Raw genomic sequence first — 20,177 nt, 5'->3', positions numbered from 1 at the left:
CCTGGGGGCCATGCTGACGTTCAACGTCAGGAAATCCCCCACGTGGCCTGCGAGCCCCGGCGAGTGACCCGCGCCCGCGCATCCGAAACCACCCTCGGCGGGCGATCACGCCACACGGTCCCTAGACTCCCCGTAGCCGAGCTAGTGAACGGATTCACAAGGAGCCGTGCCGTGTCCGCCGCCACCACCGGAGCGCGCCGCAGCCCCGACGCCGACGCGGATGTCGTCGTCGTGGGTGCCGGTCCCGCAGGCTCCACGGTCGCGACGTACCTGGCGCGCGCCGGGCTCGACGTGCTCGTCCTGGAGAAGGCGACGTTCCCCCGCGAGAAGGTCTGCGGCGACGGCGTGACCCCGCGCGGGGTGAAGCAGCTCGTCGACCTCGGCGTCGACACCCGCGAGGAGGCCGGCTGGCGTCACCAGCGCGGCCTGCGGGTCATCGGCGGCGGCACGAGCATCCAGCTCGACTGGCCCGAGCTCGCCACCTTCCCCGCCTACGGCCTCGTGCGCCCCCGGCGCGACTTCGACCAGATGCTCGCCGACCACGCCCGCGCCGCCGGGGCCCGCGTCGAGGAGGGCGTCTCGGTCTCCGGCGCGACGGTCGACGAGCGCTCCGGCCGCGTCACCGGCGTCGACGCCCGCCGCGGCCCGGAGCGCGAGCCGGTCTCCTACCGCGCGCCGCTGGTCGTCGCCTGCGACGGCGTCGGCGCGCGCACCGCGCTGAGCCTCGGCATCGGCAAGCGCGACGACCGCCCGCTCGGCGTGGCCGTCCGTCGCTACTACACGAGCCCGCGCCACGACGACGACTACCTCGAGACCCACCTCGGCCTGCACGACGGCCCGGGCGTCGGCCCCGACCTGCACGGCGGCTACGGCTGGGTGTTCGGGATGGGCGACGGCACCGCGAACGTCGGCCTCGGCGTCCTCGCGACCCGGAAGAACGACAAGCGCGACTACCGCGCTCTGCTCCGGCACTGGGTCGAGGGCCTGCCCGCCGAGTGGGGTCTGCGCGAGGAGACCGCCACCGGCGCGATCGGCGGCGCCGCGCTGCCGATGGGGATGAGCCGCACCCCGCTCTACCGCGACGGCCTGGTGCTCGTCGGCGACGCCGGCGGGATGGTCAACCCCTTCAGCGGCGAGGGCATCGCCTACGCGCTGCAGTCCGCGGCCATCGCGGCCGAGTGCGTCGTGCAGGCGAGCGCCCGGCCGGAGGGTCCCGGACGGGAGCGCGCGCTGGCCGCGTACCCGGCGGCGGTCCGCCACGAGCTCGGCAGCTGGTACCGCGTCGGCAACCGGGCGGCGAGCGCGCTCGGCCGGCCGCGGTTCATGCACCACGCCCTGCGCCTCGGGATGCCGAGGCGCCGTCTCATGGAGGCCGCGCTGCGGCTCTTCACCGGCCTCACCGACGGACGGGACGGCGACGCGGGGGACCGCGCGCTCGACCTCGTCCTGCGGATGGTGCCGCCACTCGGGGACACGCCGCCGGGGTCGTCGAGCACCCGGAAGGAGGGCTCCGTCGCGGCCTGAGACGCGAATCGTTCACCCGGGTTAGGACGCCCTCATCGGCGTCTCGCCCGTTCGGGCTCATTAGGGTCGGTCCCGCCCGCCGACCGTGATCCACTGCACGGCCCGCGCGTGGGCCGCACCACCACGGAACTCCCGACGCGCAGCACGGGGAGGAAGGAGCGACGATGCTGGACCTCTACGTCCCGCTGATCGTCATGTTCGTGCTCGCCGCCGGGTTCGGGCTGTTCTCGGTGACGGCCGCGCCCTTCATCGGACCGCATCGCTACAACCGCGCGAAGCTCGACGCCTACGAGTGCGGCATCGAGCCGTCGCCGCAGCCGGTCGCCGGCGGCGGCCGTATCCCGGTGGCCTACTACCTCACCGCGATGCTCTTCATCCTCTTCGACATCGAGATGGTCTTCCTCTACCCGTTCGCCGTGAACATCGATGCGCTCGGGTTGTTCGGTCTCGTCGAGATCGTGCTGTTCGTCGCCACCGTCGCCTTCGCCTACGCCTACGTGTGGCGCCGCGGCGGGCTGGACTGGAGCTAGAAGCATGGGACTGGAAGAGAAGCTCCCGAACGGGATCGTGCTGGCCAGCGTCGAGAGCCTGGTCAACTGGACCCGCAAGGCATCGCTGTGGCCCGCCACCTTCGGGCTGGCCTGCTGCGCGATCGAGATGATGACCTCGGGCGCCCCGCGCTACGACCTCGGCCGCTTCGGCATGGAGGTGTTCCGCCCGAGCCCCCGCCAGGCCGACCTGATGATCGTCGCGGGCCGCGTCACCAACAAGATGGCCCCGGTCCTGCGCCAGATCTACGACCAGATGGCCGAGCCCCGCTGGGTGCTCGCCATGGGCGTCTGCGCGTCGTCGGGCGGGATGTTCAACAACTACGCGGTCGTGCAGGGCGTCGACCACGTCGTGCCCGTCGACATGTACCTGCCGGGCTGCCCGCCGCGGCCGGAGATGCTCATCGACGCGATCCTCAAGCTGCACCAGAAGATCCAGGCCGAGCCCCTCGGACCCGTCCGGGCCGAGCTCGCCGCCGAGCGCAAAGCGCAGGGCGAGAAGCTCGAGCTGCTGCCGTCGTCGGTGAAGTACGCCAAGCGGGACAAGCACGGGGAGGTGAAGGAGGAGCATGTCTGGTGACGAGAAGGACGGGCCTGTGACCCCGGGCACCGGTGCCGGCGGCGCGAGCGGCCCGTCCGGCGCGTCCAACGCCTCCTCCGCGGGTGCCGCCGCGTTCGGCCCTCAGGAGATCGCCCGCCGCGATGTGTCCGGCGCCGTCGCCGGGCGTGCCCGCGAGGGCATGTTCGGCATCGCCGGCTCCGGCGACACGTCCGGCTTCGGCGGGCTCCGCCTGCCCGCCTACGCGCCCGCCCCGGCCGAGCGGCCCTACGGCGGCTGGTTCGACGAGGTCGCCGACGAGGCGACCGCGGCGCTCGCCGACGACGGCGGCGCCGACTTCGACACCTGCGTGCACCAGGTGACCGTCGACCGCGGCGAGATGACCTGGTACGTCGACCGCGAGCACCTCGTGCGGCTGGCCCGCACGCTACGCGACGACCCCGCGCTGCGCTTCGAGTTCTGCTCCGGCATCTCCGGGGTCGACTACGGCGAGGGCGTGCCGCAGCAGCTGCACGTCGTCGCCCAGCTGCTGTCGATGACCTACCGCCGGCGGCTGCGCCTCGAGATCGCGCTCGAGCTCGACGACGCGCACTGCCCGTCGCTCGTCGAGGTCTTCCCGACCGCCGACTGGCACGAGCGCGAGACCTGGGACATGTTCGGCATCGTCTTCGACGGCCACCCGAGCCTGACCCGGATCCTCATGCCGGACGACTGGAACGGTCACCCGCAGCTCAAGAGCTACCCGCTCGGTGGCATCCCCGTGGAGTACCACGACGCGGAGATCCCGCCGCCCGACCAGCGGAGGGCCTACACATGACCACCACGGACCCGTACGCCGCCTCCTCCCGCGAGACCACCGAGGGCACCGTCTACACGGTCACCGGTGGCGACTGGGACGAGATGATCGACCAGACCGCCGGCGACGAGCGCATCGTCATCAACATGGGTCCGCAGCACCCGTCGACGCACGGCGTGCTGCGGCTCGTGCTCGAGCTGCAGGGCGAGGTCGTCACCGACGCGCGCCTGGTCATCGGCTACCTGCACACCGGCATCGAGAAGAACTGCGAGTACCGCACCTGGACCCAGGGCGTCACCTTCGTGACGCGGGCGGACTACCTCGCGCCGCTGTTCAACGAGACCGCCTACTGCCTCTCGACCGAGCGGCTGCTCGGCATCGACGTGCCCGACCGCGCCGCCACGATCCGCGTGCTCCTCATGGAGATCAACCGGATCGGCTCGCACCTCGTCGCGCTCGCCACCGGCGGCATGGAGCTCGGCGCGCTCACCGGCATGACCAACGGTTTCCGGGAGCGCGAGGAGGTCCTGCACCTGCTCGAGTTCCTCACCGGCCTGCGCATGAACCACGCGTTCATCCGCCCCGGCGGGGTCGTCCAGGACCTGCCCGAGGGCCACGAGGAGCGCATCCGGTCGTTCATCAAGGTCATGCGCGAGCGGCTGCCCGGCTTCCACAAGCTGCTCACCGGCAACCGCATCTGGCGCCAGCGTCTCGAGGGCGTCGGCTACCTGCCCCTCGACGGCTGCCTCGCGCTGGGTGTCACCGGCCCGATCCTGCGCTCGGCGGGGCTGGCCTGGGACCTCCGCGAGGTCGAGCCGTATCTCGGGTACGAGCACTACGACTTCGAGGTGCCGACCGACACCGCGGCCGACAGCTTCGCCCGCTACGTGCTGCGGGTCGAGGAGATGAACCAGTCGCTGCGGATCATCGAGCAGGCCCTCGAGCGGCTCGAGCCGGGCCCGGTGATGGTCGAGGACGCCAAGATCGCGTGGCCCGCCAAGCTGTCGATCGGTGCCGACGGCATGGGCAACTCCCTCGACCACGTCCGCAAGATCATGGGCCAGTCGATGGAATCGCTCATCCACCACTTCAAGCTGGTCACCGAGGGCTTCAAGGTGCCGCCGGGCCAGGCCTACGTGCCGATCGAGTCGCCCCGTGGCGAGCTCGGCGCGCACCTGGTCTCCGACGGCGGCACCCGTCCGCTGCGCGTGCACCTGCGCGACCCCAGCTTCGTGAACCTGCAGGCCGCGCCGGCGATGTCGGAGGGCGGGATGGTCTCGGACGTCATCGCCGCGCTGGCCTCGCTGGATCCCGTGATGGGGGGTTGTGACCGATGAGCCGCGCTCTCGGACCCGAGGCGCCGGCGGCCCCGCCCGTCGAGCCCGCGCACGCGATCGACGAGGCCGGCGGCACCACCGCGCAGCACGCCGAGCGCGCCTCGGTCGACACCACGGTGTTCGACGGGGTGCGCGACCGCGCCACGGCGATCGTCGCCCGCTACCCGCAGCCGCGGTCGGCCCTGCTGCCGCTGCTGCACCTCGTCCAGCACGTCGAGGGCCACGTCTCCCGCGCCGGGATCGCGTTCTGCGCGGAGGTCCTGGAGATCACGACCGCCGAGGTCTCGGCGGTCGCGACCTTCTACACGATGTACAAGCGCGAGCCCGTCGGCCGCCACCTCGTGAGCGTCTGCACGAACACGCTCTGCGCGGCCCTGGGCGGCGACGACATCTACGCGGCGGTGCGTGAACGCCTCGGCGGGATCGGTCACGAGCAGACCAGCGCCGACGGCACCGCGACGATCGAGCACGCCGAGTGCCTGGCGGCCTGCGACCTCGCCCCCGTGCTCACCGTCGACTACGAGTTCTTCGACAAGCAGACGGTCGAGTCGGCCGTCGAGATCATCGAGGCGTTGCAGCGGGGCGAGAAGCCCCACCCGACCCGCGGCGCCCCGCTCAACGACTTCCGCTCGGTGGAGCTGCTGCTCGCCGGGTTCTTCGACGACCCGGCCGTCGGCGGTCTCGCCGCCGTCGCCGGTCCGTCGGCGGCCGAGGAGAGCCTGCGCGGCGCCCGGCTCGCCGAGGAGCGCGGCTGGACCGCGCCACCCGTGCCGGACGAGGGAGGCTCCGCATGACCGACCCGCTCACCCCGGTCCTGACCAAGCACTGGCTCGGCCCCGAGTCCTGGACGCTGCGGAACTACACCGAGCTCGGCGGCTACGAGGCGCTGCGCACCGCGCTGGCGACCCCGCCCGACGACCTCGTCGCGCTCGTGAAGGACTCCGGCCTGCGCGGACGCGGCGGCGCGGGGTTCCCGACGGGCATGAAGTGGAGCTTCATCCCGCAGGCCAAGCCGGGCGAGACGCCCACCGGCCCGGCGGCGAAGCCGAAGTACCTCGTCATCAACGCCGACGAGGGCGAGCCGGGGACCTGCAAGGACGTCCCGCTGATGATGGCGGACCCGCACTCGCTCATCGAGGGCTGCATCATCACGAGCTGGGCGATCCGCGCGCACTTCTGCGCGATCTACGTGCGTGGCGAGGTGGTCCACGTCCTGCGGCGCCTGCACGCCGCGGTGCGCGAGGCCTACGACGCCGGCCACCTGGGCAAGGACATCCACGGCTCCGGGTTCGACCTCGACATCGTCGTGCACGCCGGCGCCGGGGCGTACATCTGCGGTGAGGAGACGGCGCTGCTCGACTCGCTGGAGGGGCGTCGCGGGCAGCCGCGGCTCAAGCCGCCGTTCCCGGCGACCGCGGGCCTCTACGCCGCGCCGACCGTCGTCAACAACGTCGAGACGATCGCGACCGTCCCGTCGATCGTCAACGGCGGCAAGGACTGGTTCCGGACGATGGGCCGCGAGCGCTCGCCCGGCCCGAAGATCTACTCGCTGTCCGGTCACGTCGAGCGGCCCGGGCAGTACGAGGCGCCGCTGGGCACGACGCTGCGCGAGCTCCTCGACCTCGCCGGCGGCATGAAGGACGGCATCCCGCTGAAGTTCTGGACGCCGGGCGGGTCGTCGACGCCGCTGCTCACCGACGAGCACCTCGACGTCCCGCTGGACTTCGAGGGCGCCACCGAGGCCGGGTCGATGCTCGGCACCACCGCGCTCATGATCTTCAACGAGACCGTGTCGGTCCCGTGGGCGGTCATGAAGTGGACCGAGTTCTACGAGCACGAGTCCTGCGGCAAGTGCACGCCGTGCCGCGAGGGCTGCTACTGGCTCGCCGGCATCCTGCGCCGGATGGTCGACGGCGAGGGCACCGAGGCCGACATCGACACGCTGCTCGACGTCTGCGACAACATCCTCGGGCGATCGTTCTGCGCCCTCGGCGACGGCGCCGTCTCGCCGATCACCAGCGGCATCAAGTACTTCCGGCAGGAGTTCGTCGACCTGTGCACGGCGCAGCGCCGGCACCCCGAGGTCGAGCGCATCGCCGAGCTGAGCGGAGCCAGCGCATGACCCAGGCCCCTGAGAAGCCCTCCGAGCAGGACGACCTCCCCCCGGTCCCGCACGGGCACGTCCGCCTGACCATCGACGACCGCGTGGTCGACGCCCCGCAGGGCGAGCTGCTGATCCGCACCTGCGAGCGCCTCGGGATCGTCGTCCCGCGCTTCTGCGACCACCCCCTGCTCGACCCGGCCGGCGCCTGCCGCCAGTGCCTGGTCGAGGTGGAGATGGGCGGGCGCAAGATGCCCAAGCCGCAGGCCAGCTGCACGATGACCGTGGCCCAGGACATGGTCGTCAACACCCAGATGACCTCCGCGGTGGCCGACAAGGCGCAGCAGGGCGTCATGGAGCTGCTGCTCATCAACCACCCGCTGGACTGCCCGATCTGCGACAAGGGCGGCGAGTGCCCCCTGCAGAACCAGGCGATGTCCTCGGGCCGCGCGGACTCCCGCTTCGTCGAGGAGAAGCGGACGTTCGCCAAGCCGCTGCCGATCTCCGACGAGGTGCTGCTCGACCGCGAGCGCTGCGTGCTCTGCCAGCGCTGCACGCGGTTCTCGCGCCAGATCGCCGGCGACCAGTTCATCGAGCTGCTCGAGCGCGGCGCGCACCAGCAGATCGGCACCGAGGAGACCGCCTTCGGCGAGGGCGAGGACTTCCAGTCCTACTTCTCCGGCAACACCATCCAGATCTGCCCGGTCGGTGCGCTGACCTCGGCGTCCTACCGCTTCCGCTCGCGCCCGTTCGACCTCGTCTCGACGCCCGGCGTCTCCGAGCACGACTCCTCGGGCGCGGCGGTCCGCCGCGACTGGCGCCGCGGCGCGGTCACCCGCGTGCTCGCCGGCGAGGACCCGGACGTCAACGAGGAGTGGATCGACGACAAGACCCGCTTCGCGTTCCGCTACGCGCAGTCCGCCACCCGGATCACGCGTCCGCTGGTGCGGGGCGACGACGGCGAGCTGCACGAGACGTCGTGGACCGACGCCCTCGAGCGGGCCGCGGCGGCCCTGCTCGCCGCGCGCGACGGCACGGGGCCCGCTCCGCTCGACGCGGACGGCGAACCCGGCGAGCCCAAGCGCGGCGTCGGCGTGCTGCCCGGCGGTCGTCTGACGATCGAGGACGCCTACGCCTACGCGAAGTTCGCCCGCGTCGCGCTGCAGACCAACGACATCGACGCCCGCGCCCGCGCGCACTCCGGCGAGGAGCTCGACTTCCTCGCCGCGCACGTCGCCGGCACCGGCCTCGGGGTGACCTACGCCGACCTCGAGTCGGCGCCGGCCGTCCTCACCGTGGCCCTCGAGGTCGAGGAGGAGGCGCCCGTCGTCTTCCTGCGGCTGCGCAAGGCGGCCCGCACGGGCACGGCGGTGCACCACCTCGGCCAGTGGTCGAGCCCGGCCGTCGTCAAGACCGGCGGCCGGCTGGTCCGCACCGCCCCGGGCCGCGAGCCGGAGGCGCTGGCCACGCTGCCCGACGACGTGGCCGCCGCGCTCGCGACGCCGGGCGCGGTCGTGCTGGTGGGGAGCGCGCCGCCGAGGTGCCGGGTCTCTACGCCGCCGTCTCCGACCTCGTCGGCCGCACCGGGGCCCGCGTGGCCTGGGTGCCGCGGCGGGCCGGTGAGCGCGGCGCGGTGGACGCCGGCGCGCTGCCGACCCTGCTGCCCGGCGGACGCCCCGTCGACGACGTCGCCCGCGCCCAGCTCGCCTCGAGCTGGGGTCTCGCCGACGAGAACGCCCTCCCGCGACGCCGGGTCGCGACGGCGCCGCCATCCTGCGGGCCGCCGCCTCCGGCGAGCTCGCCGGGCTCGTGGTCGGCGGCGTCGAGCTGGCGGACCTCCCGGACCCGGTGCTCGCCCGCGCGGCGCTGCGCGAGGCCGACGTCGTCGTGAGCCTCGAGCAGGTCACGTCCGAGGTGACGCAGTACGCCGACGTCGTCCTCCCGGTGGCCCCGGTGATCAACAAGTCGGGGACCTTCCGCAACTGGGAGGGCCGCGACCGCCGCTTCGCCACCACGATCGACCCGTCGGGGGGCTCCTCCGGTCGCGTCGGCGGGACGGCCGCGATCACGCTGCCGGACTGCCGCGTGCTCGACACCCTCGCCGTCGAGATGGACGTCGACCTGTTCACACAGACCCCGGAGGTCGCCGCCGCGGAGCTCGGGCGCCTCGGCGCCGCCCGGCCGACGGAGATCGGGCGGGTCCGGGGCCCGGACGGGGCGGGTGACGTCGAGGGCGCCGACGGGAGCCTGCGGCTGGCGTCCTGGCGCCAGCTCCTCGACGGTGGCGCGCTGCTCATCGACGAGCCGGAGCTCGCCGGCACGGCCCGCCCGCCGAAGATCCGGCTCTCGACGGTCACGGCCCGGCGGCTCGGGCTGGTCGAGGACGCGATGGCCGGGCTCGAGGGCCCGCGCGGGTCGCTGCACCTGCCCGTCGAGCTCGCGGACCTCCCCGACGACGTCGTCTGGGCGCCCGCGCGGGTGCCGCAGGCCGACGGCGGGGTCGTCACGCTGGCGGGCCTCGGCCTGACCCACGGCGGGCCCGCCCGCCTCACCGGCGGTACCAGCACTGACGGGAGTTCGGCGTGAACCCTGTTCCCCCGCCGGGGTACACCCAGACCCTGCTGGCGGACGACCCGTTCTGGCTGACGCTGATCAAGGTCGTCGTGGTCTTCGCGATGCTCATGCTGATCACGCTGTTCATGATCTGGTTCGAGCGCCGGGTCGTGGGTCGCATGCAGCAGCGTCCCGGCCCGAACTGGAACGGCCCGTTCGGGCTGCTCCAGTCGCTGGCCGACGGGCTGAAGCTGGCGTTCAAGGAGGACATCCGCCCGGTCCTCGCGGACAAGGCGGTCTTCTTCATCGCCCCGGTGCTCTCGGTGATCCCGGCCTTCGCCGCCTGGGCGGTCATCCCGATCGGGCCCGAGGTCTCGATCTTCGGCGAGCAGACCGCGCTGCAGCTGACCGACCTGCCCGTCGGCATCCTGGTGGTGCTGGCGTGCTCGTCGATCGGTGTCTACGGCATCGTGCTCGCCGGCTGGGCGTCCGGCTCGCCGTACCCGCTGCTCGGCAGCCTGCGCAGCGCCGCCCAGGTGATCTCCTACGAGCTCGCGCTCGGCCTGTCGATCATCGCGGTCGTGCTGTACGCGGGCTCGCTGTCCACCGCCGACATCGTCGCCGCGCAGTCCACCGGCTGGTACATCTGGCTGCTGCCGGTCAGCTTCGTGATCTTCGCGGTGTCGATGGTGGGCGAGACGAACCGCGCGCCGTTCGATCTCCCCGAGGCCGAGTCCGAGCTGGTGGGCGGCTTCCACACCGAGTACTCGTCGCTGAAGTTCGCCCTGTTCTTCCTCGCCGAGTACGTCAACATGGTCACCCTCTCCGCGGTGGCCACGACGCTGTTCCTCGGTGGCTGGCAGGCGCCGTGGCCGCTGTCGCTGTGGCCCGCCGCGAACGAGGGCTGGCTGCCGATCGTCTGGTTCCTCGGCAAGACGCTGGCGTTCCTGTTCGTCTACGTCTGGCTGCGCGGCACGCTGCCCCGCCAGCGCTACGACCAGTTCATGGCGCTGGGCTGGAAGCTGCTGATCCCGATCAGCCTGGTCTGGCTGATGCTCGTCGCCACGCTGCGCGTGCTGCGGGCCGAGCTGACCACCGGCCAGATCCTCATCGTCGGCGGCGTCGCGCTGGTGCTGCTCGTCGGTGCGGCCCTGCTGCTGCCCGACCAGACCCCGCCCGACGACGACCCGGAGCCCCCGGTCGTCGCCGACTACCCCGTGCCACCCCTGGACCTCGCCGTGCCGCCGACACCGAAGCGGCGCCGCCGCGCGGTGACGGCCGCGCGCGGGGACGACCGGGAGGCCGAGGCCGTGACCGCCGGCGCGAAGGAGGGAGACCGCTGATGGGCATGTTCGACGGGATCGCCGGATTCGGCGTGACCTTCTCGACGATGTTCCGCAAGGTCGTCACCGAGGACTACCCGCGGGTGAAGAAGGTGACCGCCCCGCGCTACCACGGGCGGCACCAGCTCAACCGGCATCCGGACGGCCTCGAGAAGTGCGTGGGCTGCGAGCTGTGCGCCTGGGCCTGCCCGGCCGACGCGATCTACGTCGAGGGCGGCGACAACACCGACGAGGAGCGCTACTCGCCCGGTGAGCGCTACGGGTCGATCTACCAGATCAACTACCTGCGCTGCATCGGCTGCGGCCTGTGCATCGAGGCCTGCCCGACGCGCTCGCTGACGATGACGAACGAGTACGAGCTCGCGGACGACGACCGCCAGGACCTGATCTACGACAAGGACCGCCTGCTCGCCCCGCTGCTGCCGGGCATGGAGCAGCCGCCGCACCCCATGCGCCTCGGCGAGAACGAGCAGGACTACTACGTCCAGGGGCCCGAGATGGCCCGCCGCCCGGACGTCCAGGACGCGGTGCGCGAGGAGATCCAGATGACGCCCGAGGCGTCGCGGTGAGCGCGATCCTCGCGAGCGCCGCCCCGATGACCGGCGGCGGGGAGATGAGCACCGGCGAGTCGGTGGCGTTCTGGATCCTCGGCCCGGTGGCCCTCGCCGGCGGCCTCGGCATGATCTTCTCGCGGAACGCCGTGCACTCGGCGCTCTGGCTGGTGATGACCATGCTGTCGCTCGGGATCCTCTACATGGTCCAGCAGGCGCCGTTCCTGGGCTTCACCCAGATCATCGTCTACACCGGCGCGATCATGATGCTGTTCGTGTTCGTGCTGATGATGGTCGGGCGCGACGCGTCCGACTCCGTCGTCGAGGTGCTGCGCGGACAGCGGCTCGCGGCGGCCGTCCTCGGCATCGGCCTCGGCGGTCTGACCGTCGCCGCCGTCGCCGAGACGCTGACGACGATCGGCCCGGTGGGGCTCGGCCCCGGCTACGGCCCCGAGGCCCGCGGCAACGTGCAGGCGCTCGGGACGAGCATCTTCCGCGACTACCTGCTCCCCTTCGAGCTGACCTCGGCCCTGCTCATCACCGCAGCGGTGGGCGCGATGGTCTACACCTTCGCCGGTCAGGCCCGTCGCAAGCAGGCGAGCCAGCGCGAGCGGGTCGTCGAGCGTCTGCGGGGTCCGCTGGAGAAGTACGGGTCGCGCTCCGGGCCCGGTGTCTTCGCGACCGCCGACTCCGTCGCCACCCCGGCGCTGCTGCCCGACGGCTCGGTGGCCCCGGCCTCGCTCTCGAAGATCATCGAGTCCACGCGGCGCGAGCGTCTCGACGCCGACATCGCCGACGTCCGCAGCGACACCGGCCCGGCGACCGACGTCTCCGCCCGGGCCCTGCGCGGCGGCGACGGCGACGGCGCGGAGGCGGGCGCCGGGAGCACCCACGACCGCCTGCACGAGGGCACCCACGAGGGAGGGGCCCGATGAGCCCCACGATCTACCTGCTGCTCTCCGCGCTGCTGTTCGCGATCGGCGCGGTCGGCGTGCTCGTGCGCCGCAACGCGATCGTCGTGTTCATGTGCATCGAGCTCATGCTCAACGCCGTGAACCTGACGCTCGTCACGTTCTCGCGGATCAACGGGTCGCTCGGCGGCCAGATCATGGCCTTCTTCGTCATGGTCGTGGCCGCGGCGGAGGTCGTCGTCGGGCTCTCGATCATCATGGCGATCTTCCGTACGCGCCGGACGACCTCGGTCGACGACGCCAACCTGCTGAAGTACTGAGGGGGACTCGAGTCGTGTCGAGCCTGACGACGGCCGTCCCGTTGCCGCCGGTCGTCCCGGTCGAGGGCGGCACGGCCTCCGCGGCCTGGGTGCTGGTCGCCCTGCCCGCGCTGGGCGCCCTGGTGCTGTTCGTCGGCGGGAAGCGCACCGACCGGTGGGGCCACCTGCTCGGCGTCGCCACCGTCGTGCTGTCGTTCCTGTACGGGGTGGTGCTCTTCCTCGGGACGGTCGCGCTGCCCGCCGAGGAGCAGGTCCGTGACCTGCCGCTCTACGACTGGATCGCGGTCGCGTCGCTGAACGTCGAGTTCGGCCTGCGCATCGATCCGCTCTCGCTCTCGTTCGTCCTGCTGATCACGGGTGTCGGGTCGCTGATCCACATCTACTCGGTGGGCTACATGTCCCACGACCCGAACCGCCGCAAGTTCTTCGCGCAGCTCAACCTGTTCGTCGCGGCGATGCTCGTGCTGGTCCTGGGCAACGGCTTCGTGACGCTCTACCTGGGCTGGGAGGGCGTGGGTCTCGCGTCCTACCTGCTCATCGGCTTCTACACGCAGCGCCGCTCGGCGGGCAGCGCCGCGAAGAAGGCGTTCCTGATGAACCGCGTCGGGGACGTCGGCCTCGCGATCGCGATCTTCATCCTCTTCCTCGAGCTCGGGACCACCCAGTACGCCGACGTCTTCGCCCGCGCCGGGGAGATCTCGCCCGGGGCTCTCACCGCGATCACGCTCCTGCTGCTGCTCGGCGCGTGCGGCAAGTCGGGCCAGTTCCCGCTGCAGGCCTGGCTCCCGGACGCCATGGAGGGGCCGACCCCGGTGTCGGCGCTGATCCACGCGGCCACGATGGTCACCGCCGGCGTCTACCTCATCGCGCGGTCGAACCCGCTCTACGACCTGGCGCCGATCGGCCAGCTCGTCGTCACGATCGTCGGCGCGATCACGCTGCTGATCGGCGCGATCATCGGCTGCGCGTACGACGACATCAAGAAGGTCCTCGCGTACTCCACGGTCAGCCAGATCGGCTACATGATGCTGGCCGTCGGGCTCGGCCCGGTCGGCTACGCCGCGGCCCTGGCCCACCTGTTCGCGCACGGCTTCTTCAAGGCGGGCCTGTTCCTCGGGGCCGGCTCGGTGATGCACGGGATGGCCGACGAGACCGACATGCGCCGGTACGGCGGCCTCCGGCGCCACATGCCGGTGACGTTCTGGACGTTCACCCTCGGCTACCTCGCCCTGATCGGCTTCCCGTTCCTGTCCGGGTACTTCACCAAGGACCTGATCATCGAGGCCGCGCTCACCGCGGGGCCGGTGGCGGGCTGGCTCCTCGGCGGTGTGGCCCTGCTCGCCGCCGGGCTGACGGCGTTCTACATGACGCGCCTGATGCTCATGACGTTCTTCGGCGAGGAGCGCTGGCGGGACCTCCGCCCGCGGCGCGTCGACCCGGCCGACCTCGAGGACCCGCCCGAGCACTACCACCCGCACGAGTCGGCGGCCTCGATGACGGTGCCGATGATCCTGCTGGCGATCGGGTCCGTGGGCGCCGGCGCGTACCTCGTCCTCGGGGAGCGGCTCGCGCACTTCCTCGAGCCCTCGATCGGCGCGACCGTCGAGCCCAGCGAGGTGCCCGCGGTGATCCCGATCGGGCTGGTCCCGATCCTCACCGTCGTGCTCATGCTCGCGGGGGCGGGCCTCGCCTACGTCCTCGTCGGGCGCCGCGCGGTGCCGGTCGAGCGCCCGCAGCGGGTGAGCCTGCCGGTGCGCGCGGCACGGGCCGACCTCTACGCCAACACGATCAACGAGAGCCTCATCGCCCGGCCGGGCATCTGGCTCTCCCGCGCGCTGGTCTACGTCGACAACCGCGGCGTCGACGGCGCCGTCAACGGCACCGCCGCCCTGCTGGGCGGCACGTCCGGCCGGCTGCGGCGCAGCCAGACCGGCTTCGTCCGCACCTACGCCCTGACCATCCTGGGAGGCTCCGTCGTGCTCGTCGCGGCCCTGCTCACCGTCGGCGGGTTCCCCGGATGAGCGCCGTCCTGCTGGTCCTGCTGCTCCTGCCGCTGGTCGGCGCCGCCGTCGTCGGCGCGATGGCCCGCCGCGAGGACCTCGACCGCGCCGCCAAGATCCTCGGCCTGGCGCTCTCGGTGGTCTCGCTCGTGCTCGTGATCGTGCTGTGGGCGGGGTTCCGCACCGGGCCCGGCACGCCGCGCTTCCAGGCCGAGCTGTCGGCGGAGTGGATCCCGGCGTTCGGCACGCGCTTCGCGCTCGGTCTCGACGGCATCGCGCTGACGATGATCGCGCTGCTCGCGGTGCTGGTGCCGATCGTGCTGTGGTTCGCGTGGTCCGAGAAGCTGCCCGCGGGCCGCACCGGCGCGGGCTTCACCGCGCTGATGCTCTCCACGCAGGGCGTCCTGGTCGGCGTGTTCGCGGCGACGGACGTCTTCCTGTTCTACGTGCTGTTCGAGGCGATGCTCATCCCGATGTACTTCCTCATCGGGCGCTTCGGCGGGCCGCGCCGCCAGTACGCGGCGGTGAAGTTCTTCCTGTACTCGTTCCTCGGCGGGCTGATCATGCTCGCCTCGGTCATCGGGCTGTTCGTCGCGAGCGACACCCGCCTGGGCCAGGGAACGTTCGACTGGGCCGCCCTGCAGGGGATGGCCGCGCAGCTCCCGCTCTCCACCCAGATCCCGCTGTTCCTCGGGTTCTTCGCCGCGTTCGCGATCAAGGCGCCCCTGGTGCCGTTCCACACGTGGCTGCCCGACGCCGGGGCCGAGGCCCCGATCGCGGGCGGCGTGATCCTGCTCGGCCTCCTGGACAAGGTCGGCACCTTCGGGTTCCTGCGCTACAACCTGCCGCTGTTCCCGGCGGCGTCCCGCGAGCTCGCCCCGCTGTTGCTGACGCTCGCCGTCATCGGCGTCGTCTACGGCTCGCTGCTCGCCGCGGTGCAGACCGACATGAAGCGCTTCGTGGCCTACACGTCGATCGCGCACTTCGGCTTCATCGCGCTCGGCATCTTCGCGTTCTCGTCGCAGTCGATCGCGGGCTCGGCGCTCTACATGGTCAACCACGGCATCTCGACCGCGATGCTGTTCCTGGTCGTCGGCCTGCTGATCCGCCGCGGCGGCACGGCGTCGATGACCGAGTACGGCGGGGTCGGGCGGATCGCCCCGCTGCTGGCGGGCATGTTCCTCATCGCCGGCCTCTCGACGATCGCCCTGCCCGGGACCAACTCGTTCATCAGCGAGTTCCTGGTCCTGCTGGGGTCGTTCCCGCGCGAGCCCGTGTTCAGCGTGATCGCGACCGTCGGCATCGTCTTCGCGGCGCTCTACATGCTCTGGGTGTTCCAGCGCGTGATGACCGGGCCCCTGCGGGGCTCGGCGGTGGTGGGTGACGGTCCGGGGGCCGCGTCCGCGGCGGTGATGGAGCCTGACGCCGACGACCCCTCGGCGCGCAACCTCACCGCGCGCTTCGGGGACCTGACCCGCGGCGAGGTCGCGGTGCTGACCCCGCTCGTCGCCCTGATCCTCGTGCTCGGCTTCTTCCCCGGTCCGGTCCTCGAGGTCCTCGAGCCGGCGGTGTCGGCGACCATGGCCGAGGTCGGCGTCGCCGACCCGGTGACCCCGAACGGAGTGGCGCGATGACCGGGCAGGCCTTCCCGTCGGTCGACTACGGAGCGCTCGCGCCGGTGCTGATCGTGCTCGGCGGCGCGTGCGTGTCGGTGCTGCTCGAGGCGCTGCTGCCGCTGCGGGTGCGCGGGCGCGCCCAGCTCGGCCTGACGCTCACCGTGGTGGCCGCGGCGCTCATTGCCGTGATCGTGCGGGCGACCTCCGGCGCGGCCCCGGTCTCGACCCTGGCGGGGTCGCTGGCCGTCGACGGGCCCGCGCTGTTCCTCTGGGGCACGCTGCTGGCCCTCGCGGTGCCCAGCGTGCTGCTGCTCGCCGACCGCTCCGTGGAGCCGGGCGGGGCGTTCCTCGCCGACCCGGTGGCGCTCGGGGAGGCCGAGGCCGCCGAGCAGCGGGTCGCCGTCGGCGCCCGCGCGGGCGGCTCGTCCTCGTCGGCGCGCTCCTCGGGCGGCGGCGGTGGTCGCGGCCGTACCGGGCGTTCGGGCCGCGGGCAGACCCCCGTCGAGAGCCAGAGCGAGATCTACGCGCTCGTGCTCTTCGCGCTCGGCGGAATGCTCGTCTTCTGCGCCGCCGACGACCTGCTGACGATGTTCGTCGCGCTCGAGGTGCTGAGCCTGCCGCTCTACCTGCTCTGCGGGCTGGCCCGGCGCCGGCGGCTGATGAGCCAGGAGTCGGCGGTCAAGTACTTCCTGCTCGGCGCGTTCTCGTCGGCGTTCTTCCTCTACGGGCTCGCGCTGCTCTACGGCTACGCGGACTCGGTGAAGCTCTCCGACATCTCGCTGGCGGCCGCGGGCTCGCTGCGCCCCGACTCGCTGCTGTTCGGCGGGCTCGCCCTGCTGGTGGTGGGGCTGCTGTTCAAGGCCTCGGTGGGCCCGTTCCACACGTGGACGCCCGACGTCTACCAGGGCGCGCCGACCTCGGTGACCGCCTTCATGGCCGCCTGCACGAAGGTCGCCGCGTTCGGCGCGATCCTGCGGGTCTTCACCGTCGCGTTCGGCTCCACGGTGTGGGAGTGGCGCGGCGTGCTGTGGGTCGTCGCGATCGTCTCGATGGTGATCGGCGCGGTGCTCGGGCTCACCCAGACCGACGTCAAGCGCATGATCGCCTACTCGTCGGTGGCGCACGCCGGCTTCCTGCTGCTCGGCGCCATGGCGATCACCCCCCAGGGGCTCTCGGCGACGCTGTTCTACCTGCTCGCCTACGGCTTCACGACCGTCGCCCTGTTCGGGCTGGTGTCGCTGGTGCGCGGCCCCGACGGCGAGGCGACGCACCTGTCGGCCTGGGCGGGCCTCGGGAAGCGCGCGCCGGTGGTCGCCGCGGCGGTGACGTTCCTCATGCTGGCCCTGGCCGGGATCCCGCTGACCAGTGGCTTCACGGCCAAGTTCGCGGTGTTCGCCGCGGCCCTCGCCGACGGCATGGCGCCGCTGGTCATCGTGGCTCTGGTGGTCAGCGCGGTGGCCGCGTTCTTCTACCTGCGGCTGATCGTGCTCATGTACTTCTCCGAGCCGGCCGCCGACGGCCCGACCGTCAGCGTGCCTGGCCCGTTCACGACGGTGGCGATCACACTGGGGGTCGTGGTGACCCTCCTCCTCGGCGTCGTGCCGACCGCCGTCCTCGGATGGGCCGACGGCCTGTCCTTCCTGGGCTGACGCGTGACCGGCCCCCAACTCACCCAGGTCGCCGGCCTGCCGATCGGGGATCCCGATCTCGCGGCCGCGACCAGCGACGGCCTCGACCGGGTCGAGGAGCTGCTGCGCCGCGAGGTGCACAGCGACTACCGCTTCGTCACCGACACGTCGCTGCACCTCATCGAGGCCGGCGGCAAGCGCTTCCGGCCCCTGCTGACGCTGCTCGCCGCCCAGCTGGCGGGCGGCACCTCCGAGGACGTCGTGGTGGCCGCGACGTCGGTGGAGCTCGTGCACCTCGCGACGCTGTACCACGACGACGTCATGGACGAGGCCACGATGCGCCGCGGCGCCGAGAGCGCCAACGCGCGGTGGGACAACACCGTCGCGATCCTCACCGGCGACTACCTGTTCGCCCACGCCTCGCGGCTGGTCTCCCAGCTCGGGCCGGACGCCGTGCGGATCATCGCCGAGACGTTCGCCGAGCTCGTCACCGGCCAGATGCGCGAGACCCGCGGGCCCCGCGAGGGCGAGGACGCCGTCGAGCACTACCTGGCGGTCGTGGCCGAGAAGACCGGCTCACTGATCGCCACCTCGGGCCGCTTCGGGGCGATGTTCGCGGGCGCCCCGGACGAGCACGTGACGGCGATGCGGCGCTTCGGGGAGATCATCGGAACGGTCTTCCAGGTCTCCGACGACATCATCGACATCGCCTCGCCGTCCGGGGACTCGGGCAAGACCCCGGGCACCGACCTGCGCGAGGGCGTGGCGACGCTGCCGGTGCTCTACACGCTGGCCGGTGACGGTCCGGAGGTGGCGCGCCTGCGGGCCCTGGGCGTCGGGAGCCGGGAGCTGGCCGACGACGAGGTCGACGAGGCCCTGGAGCTGCTGCGCGGCTCGGCGGGCCTGCACGAGGCCCGCGCCGCCCTCGACGCCCGCGCCGACGCCGCCCGCGCCGAGCTCGCCGCCCTCCCGGACGGCCCCGCCCGCCGCGCCCTCGCGGCCCTCCTCGACTACACCGTCGCCCGCACCGGCTGACCCCGTGAGCGAAGTTCCCGGCTATGGCCGGGTGCTCGTGCTCAGGACATCGGAGACAGTTGATGTCTCAGCACATCGCGGACACTGACTAGCTTCCTCCGGCCGGGCTGGCTGCGGTTTGTGGCCAGCCTGCCGGGGTGGGCAGAACAGGGTTCGAGATGGATCCCGCGCTCGTTGCCGCGGTCGCCCGGGCCGCTGCCGGTGAGAAGATCAATGTCAGTGGGCTGTGCCGGCAGCACGGTGTGTCCCGGGCGGTGTTCTACCGCAAGCTCGACCGGTTCCGTGAGCACGGCAGCGCCGGGCTGGCGCCGCGCTCGCGGGCTCCGCGCACCCGCCCAACGAGTACGCCCGCCCATGTCGGCGAGGCGGTGGTGCGGGCCCGCAAGGAGCTCGCCGAGCTGGGCTGGGACCACGGCGCGCAGACGATCCGCTGGCGGCTGCTCGACATCGCCGCCACCGGTGTCCACCCCACCGGCGGGCCGGTGCCCGACCTCGGCGAGGTCCCGTCGCGGGCCACGATCCACCGCATCCTGCTCGACCGCGGCCAGATCACCCCGGCGCCGCGGAAACGTCCTCACCGTGGGCGGCGGTTCGTCCATCCCGCCCCGAACGCGGTGTGGCAGATCGACGGCACCACCACCCTGCTCGCCACCGGCACCCGGGCCACGATCGTGCAGGTCATCGACGACCACTCCCGCCTCGACATCGCCTGCCACGCCGCGAGCGGCGAGAACAGCGACGCGGTCTGGCAGGCGCTCAGCGCCGGCTTCGAGCGTTACGGGCACCCGGCCTGCGTGCTCTCCGACAACGGCGCCGCCTTCTCCGGGCGCCGCCGCCAATGGCCCCTGGTCGAGATGGAGCGGCACCTCGCCGCGCTGGGGATCACCACCATCGTGTCCTCGGTCGGTCACCCCCAGACCTGCGGGAAGAACGAACGCGCCCACCAGACCCTGCAACGCTGGCTCGCCGCCCGACCCGCCCCGCACACCCTGCTCGAGCTGCAGGCCCTGCTCGAGGCCTACCGCAAGGGCTACAACCGCCGCCGTCACCAGGCCCTCGACGGCGACACCCCGCACCAGCGTTTCCACGCCACCGCACGCGCCCGACCCGCCGGGCCCGCACCACGGGTGGCCGGGCACGTCACCCGCGCCGTCTCCTCCACCGGGGTGATCGGGTTCAGCGGCACCTCCATCAGCGTGGGCCGACGCCACACCGGCGCCACCGCCGAGGTGTTCTGGCAAGGCGACCGCGTCACCATCCTGATCAACGACACCGTCGCCGCCAGCCTTACCCTCGACCGCAGCGTCCGCTACCAGCGGACCACCAACCTGTCTCCGATGTGCTGAGACAGACCT

Annotated in this window: 16 protein-coding genes and 1 pseudogene; all 17 read left to right on the top strand. The window is 72.4% G+C overall.

The window, feature by feature from the left end:
- Nucleotides 1–171: 171 nt before the first annotated feature.
- The 17 genes and pseudogenes from ACQPYN_RS28985 (at nucleotide 172) to ACQPYN_RS28905 (ending at nucleotide 20,168) form a co-directional block, all read left to right on the top strand.
- Nucleotides 172–1,524: a geranylgeranyl reductase family protein gene (locus ACQPYN_RS28985; RefSeq protein WP_433030265.1), complete on the top strand. Its 1,353-nt coding sequence runs from the start codon at nucleotides 172–174 to the stop codon at nucleotides 1,522–1,524.
- A 164-nt stretch (nucleotides 1,525–1,688) separates the two neighbouring features.
- Nucleotides 1,689–2,054, top strand: coding sequence for an NADH-quinone oxidoreductase subunit A (locus ACQPYN_RS28980; protein WP_433030263.1), 366 nt, complete (start codon nucleotides 1,689–1,691; stop codon nucleotides 2,052–2,054).
- A gap of 4 nt (nucleotides 2,055–2,058) precedes the next feature.
- Nucleotides 2,059–2,652 carry a NuoB/complex I 20 kDa subunit family protein gene (locus ACQPYN_RS28975; protein WP_274190876.1) on the top strand — a complete coding sequence of 198 codons (594 nt, stop codon included), beginning with the start codon at nucleotides 2,059–2,061 and terminating at the stop codon, nucleotides 2,650–2,652.
- A 160-nt stretch (nucleotides 2,653–2,812) separates the two neighbouring features.
- A complete protein-coding gene (locus ACQPYN_RS28970; RefSeq protein ID WP_433039103.1) occupies nucleotides 2,813–3,448 on the top strand; it encodes an NADH-quinone oxidoreductase subunit C in 636 nt (211 codons plus the stop codon).
- Nucleotides 3,445–4,764, top strand: a complete 1,320-nt coding sequence (locus tag ACQPYN_RS28965) for an NADH-quinone oxidoreductase subunit D (protein WP_433030261.1) — start codon at nucleotides 3,445–3,447, stop codon at nucleotides 4,762–4,764. The genes ACQPYN_RS28970 and ACQPYN_RS28965 overlap by 4 nt, the downstream gene beginning before the upstream one ends.
- Nucleotides 4,761–5,558, top strand: coding sequence for an NADH-quinone oxidoreductase subunit NuoE (nuoE, locus tag ACQPYN_RS28960; protein WP_433030259.1), 798 nt, complete (start codon nucleotides 4,761–4,763; stop codon nucleotides 5,556–5,558). Before ACQPYN_RS28965 ends, nuoE begins: the two co-directional genes overlap by 4 nt.
- On the top strand, nucleotides 5,555–6,886 hold the full coding sequence (nuoF, locus tag ACQPYN_RS28955) for an NADH-quinone oxidoreductase subunit NuoF (RefSeq protein ID WP_433030257.1): 1,332 nt from the start codon (nucleotides 5,555–5,557) through the stop codon (nucleotides 6,884–6,886). Before nuoE ends, nuoF begins: the two co-directional genes overlap by 4 nt.
- Nucleotides 6,883–9,451 (top strand): annotated as a pseudogene (locus ACQPYN_RS28950) (NADH-quinone oxidoreductase subunit G). The gene nuoF and the pseudogene ACQPYN_RS28950 overlap by 4 nt, the downstream one beginning before the upstream one ends.
- Complete coding sequence (gene nuoH, locus ACQPYN_RS28945; protein ID WP_433030255.1) at nucleotides 9,448–10,761, top strand: NADH-quinone oxidoreductase subunit NuoH; 1,314 nt, start codon at nucleotides 9,448–9,450, stop codon at nucleotides 10,759–10,761. Before ACQPYN_RS28950 ends, nuoH begins: the two are co-directional and overlap by 4 nt.
- Complete coding sequence (gene nuoI / locus ACQPYN_RS28940; RefSeq protein WP_274194447.1) at nucleotides 10,761–11,330, top strand: NADH-quinone oxidoreductase subunit NuoI; 570 nt, start codon at nucleotides 10,761–10,763, stop codon at nucleotides 11,328–11,330. The genes nuoH and nuoI overlap by 1 nt, the downstream gene beginning before the upstream one ends.
- A 26-nt stretch (nucleotides 11,331–11,356) precedes the next feature.
- Nucleotides 11,357–12,247 (top strand): NADH-quinone oxidoreductase subunit J, encoded by an 891-nt coding sequence (locus tag ACQPYN_RS28935; RefSeq protein WP_433039101.1) that lies wholly within the window; start codon nucleotides 11,357–11,359, stop codon nucleotides 12,245–12,247.
- Complete coding sequence (nuoK, locus tag ACQPYN_RS28930) at nucleotides 12,244–12,543, top strand: NADH-quinone oxidoreductase subunit NuoK (RefSeq protein ID WP_274190868.1); 300 nt, start codon at nucleotides 12,244–12,246, stop codon at nucleotides 12,541–12,543. Before ACQPYN_RS28935 ends, nuoK begins: the two co-directional genes overlap by 4 nt.
- Before the next feature lie 23 nt (nucleotides 12,544–12,566).
- Entirely contained in the window at nucleotides 12,567–14,564 is a 1,998-nt protein-coding gene (gene nuoL / locus ACQPYN_RS28925; RefSeq protein ID WP_433039099.1) for an NADH-quinone oxidoreductase subunit L, read from the top strand.
- Nucleotides 14,561–16,177: an NADH-quinone oxidoreductase subunit M gene (locus ACQPYN_RS28920; RefSeq protein WP_433030253.1), complete on the top strand. Its 1,617-nt coding sequence runs from the start codon at nucleotides 14,561–14,563 to the stop codon at nucleotides 16,175–16,177. The genes nuoL and ACQPYN_RS28920 overlap by 4 nt, the downstream gene beginning before the upstream one ends.
- Complete coding sequence (nuoN, locus tag ACQPYN_RS28915; RefSeq protein WP_433030251.1) at nucleotides 16,174–17,808, top strand: NADH-quinone oxidoreductase subunit NuoN; 1,635 nt, start codon at nucleotides 16,174–16,176, stop codon at nucleotides 17,806–17,808. The genes ACQPYN_RS28920 and nuoN overlap by 4 nt, the downstream gene beginning before the upstream one ends.
- A gap of 3 nt (nucleotides 17,809–17,811) precedes the next feature.
- Entirely contained in the window at nucleotides 17,812–18,822 is a 1,011-nt protein-coding gene (locus tag ACQPYN_RS28910; RefSeq protein WP_378014982.1) for a polyprenyl synthetase family protein, read from the top strand.
- Nucleotides 18,823–18,959: 137 nt separating this feature from the next.
- Nucleotides 18,960–20,168 (top strand): DDE-type integrase/transposase/recombinase, encoded by a 1,209-nt coding sequence (locus ACQPYN_RS28905; RefSeq protein ID WP_433027378.1) that lies wholly within the window; start codon nucleotides 18,960–18,962, stop codon nucleotides 20,166–20,168.
- The last annotated feature ends 9 nt before the right edge of the window (nucleotides 20,169–20,177 follow it).

It is taken from the genome of Actinomycetospora sp. CA-053990 (assembly GCF_050948445.1).
GTDB lineage: Bacteria > Actinomycetota > Actinomycetes > Mycobacteriales > Pseudonocardiaceae > Actinomycetospora > Actinomycetospora callitridis.
The sequence above is the reverse complement of the archived record's forward strand: the minus strand, read 5'-3'. Positions and strand labels throughout refer to the sequence as shown.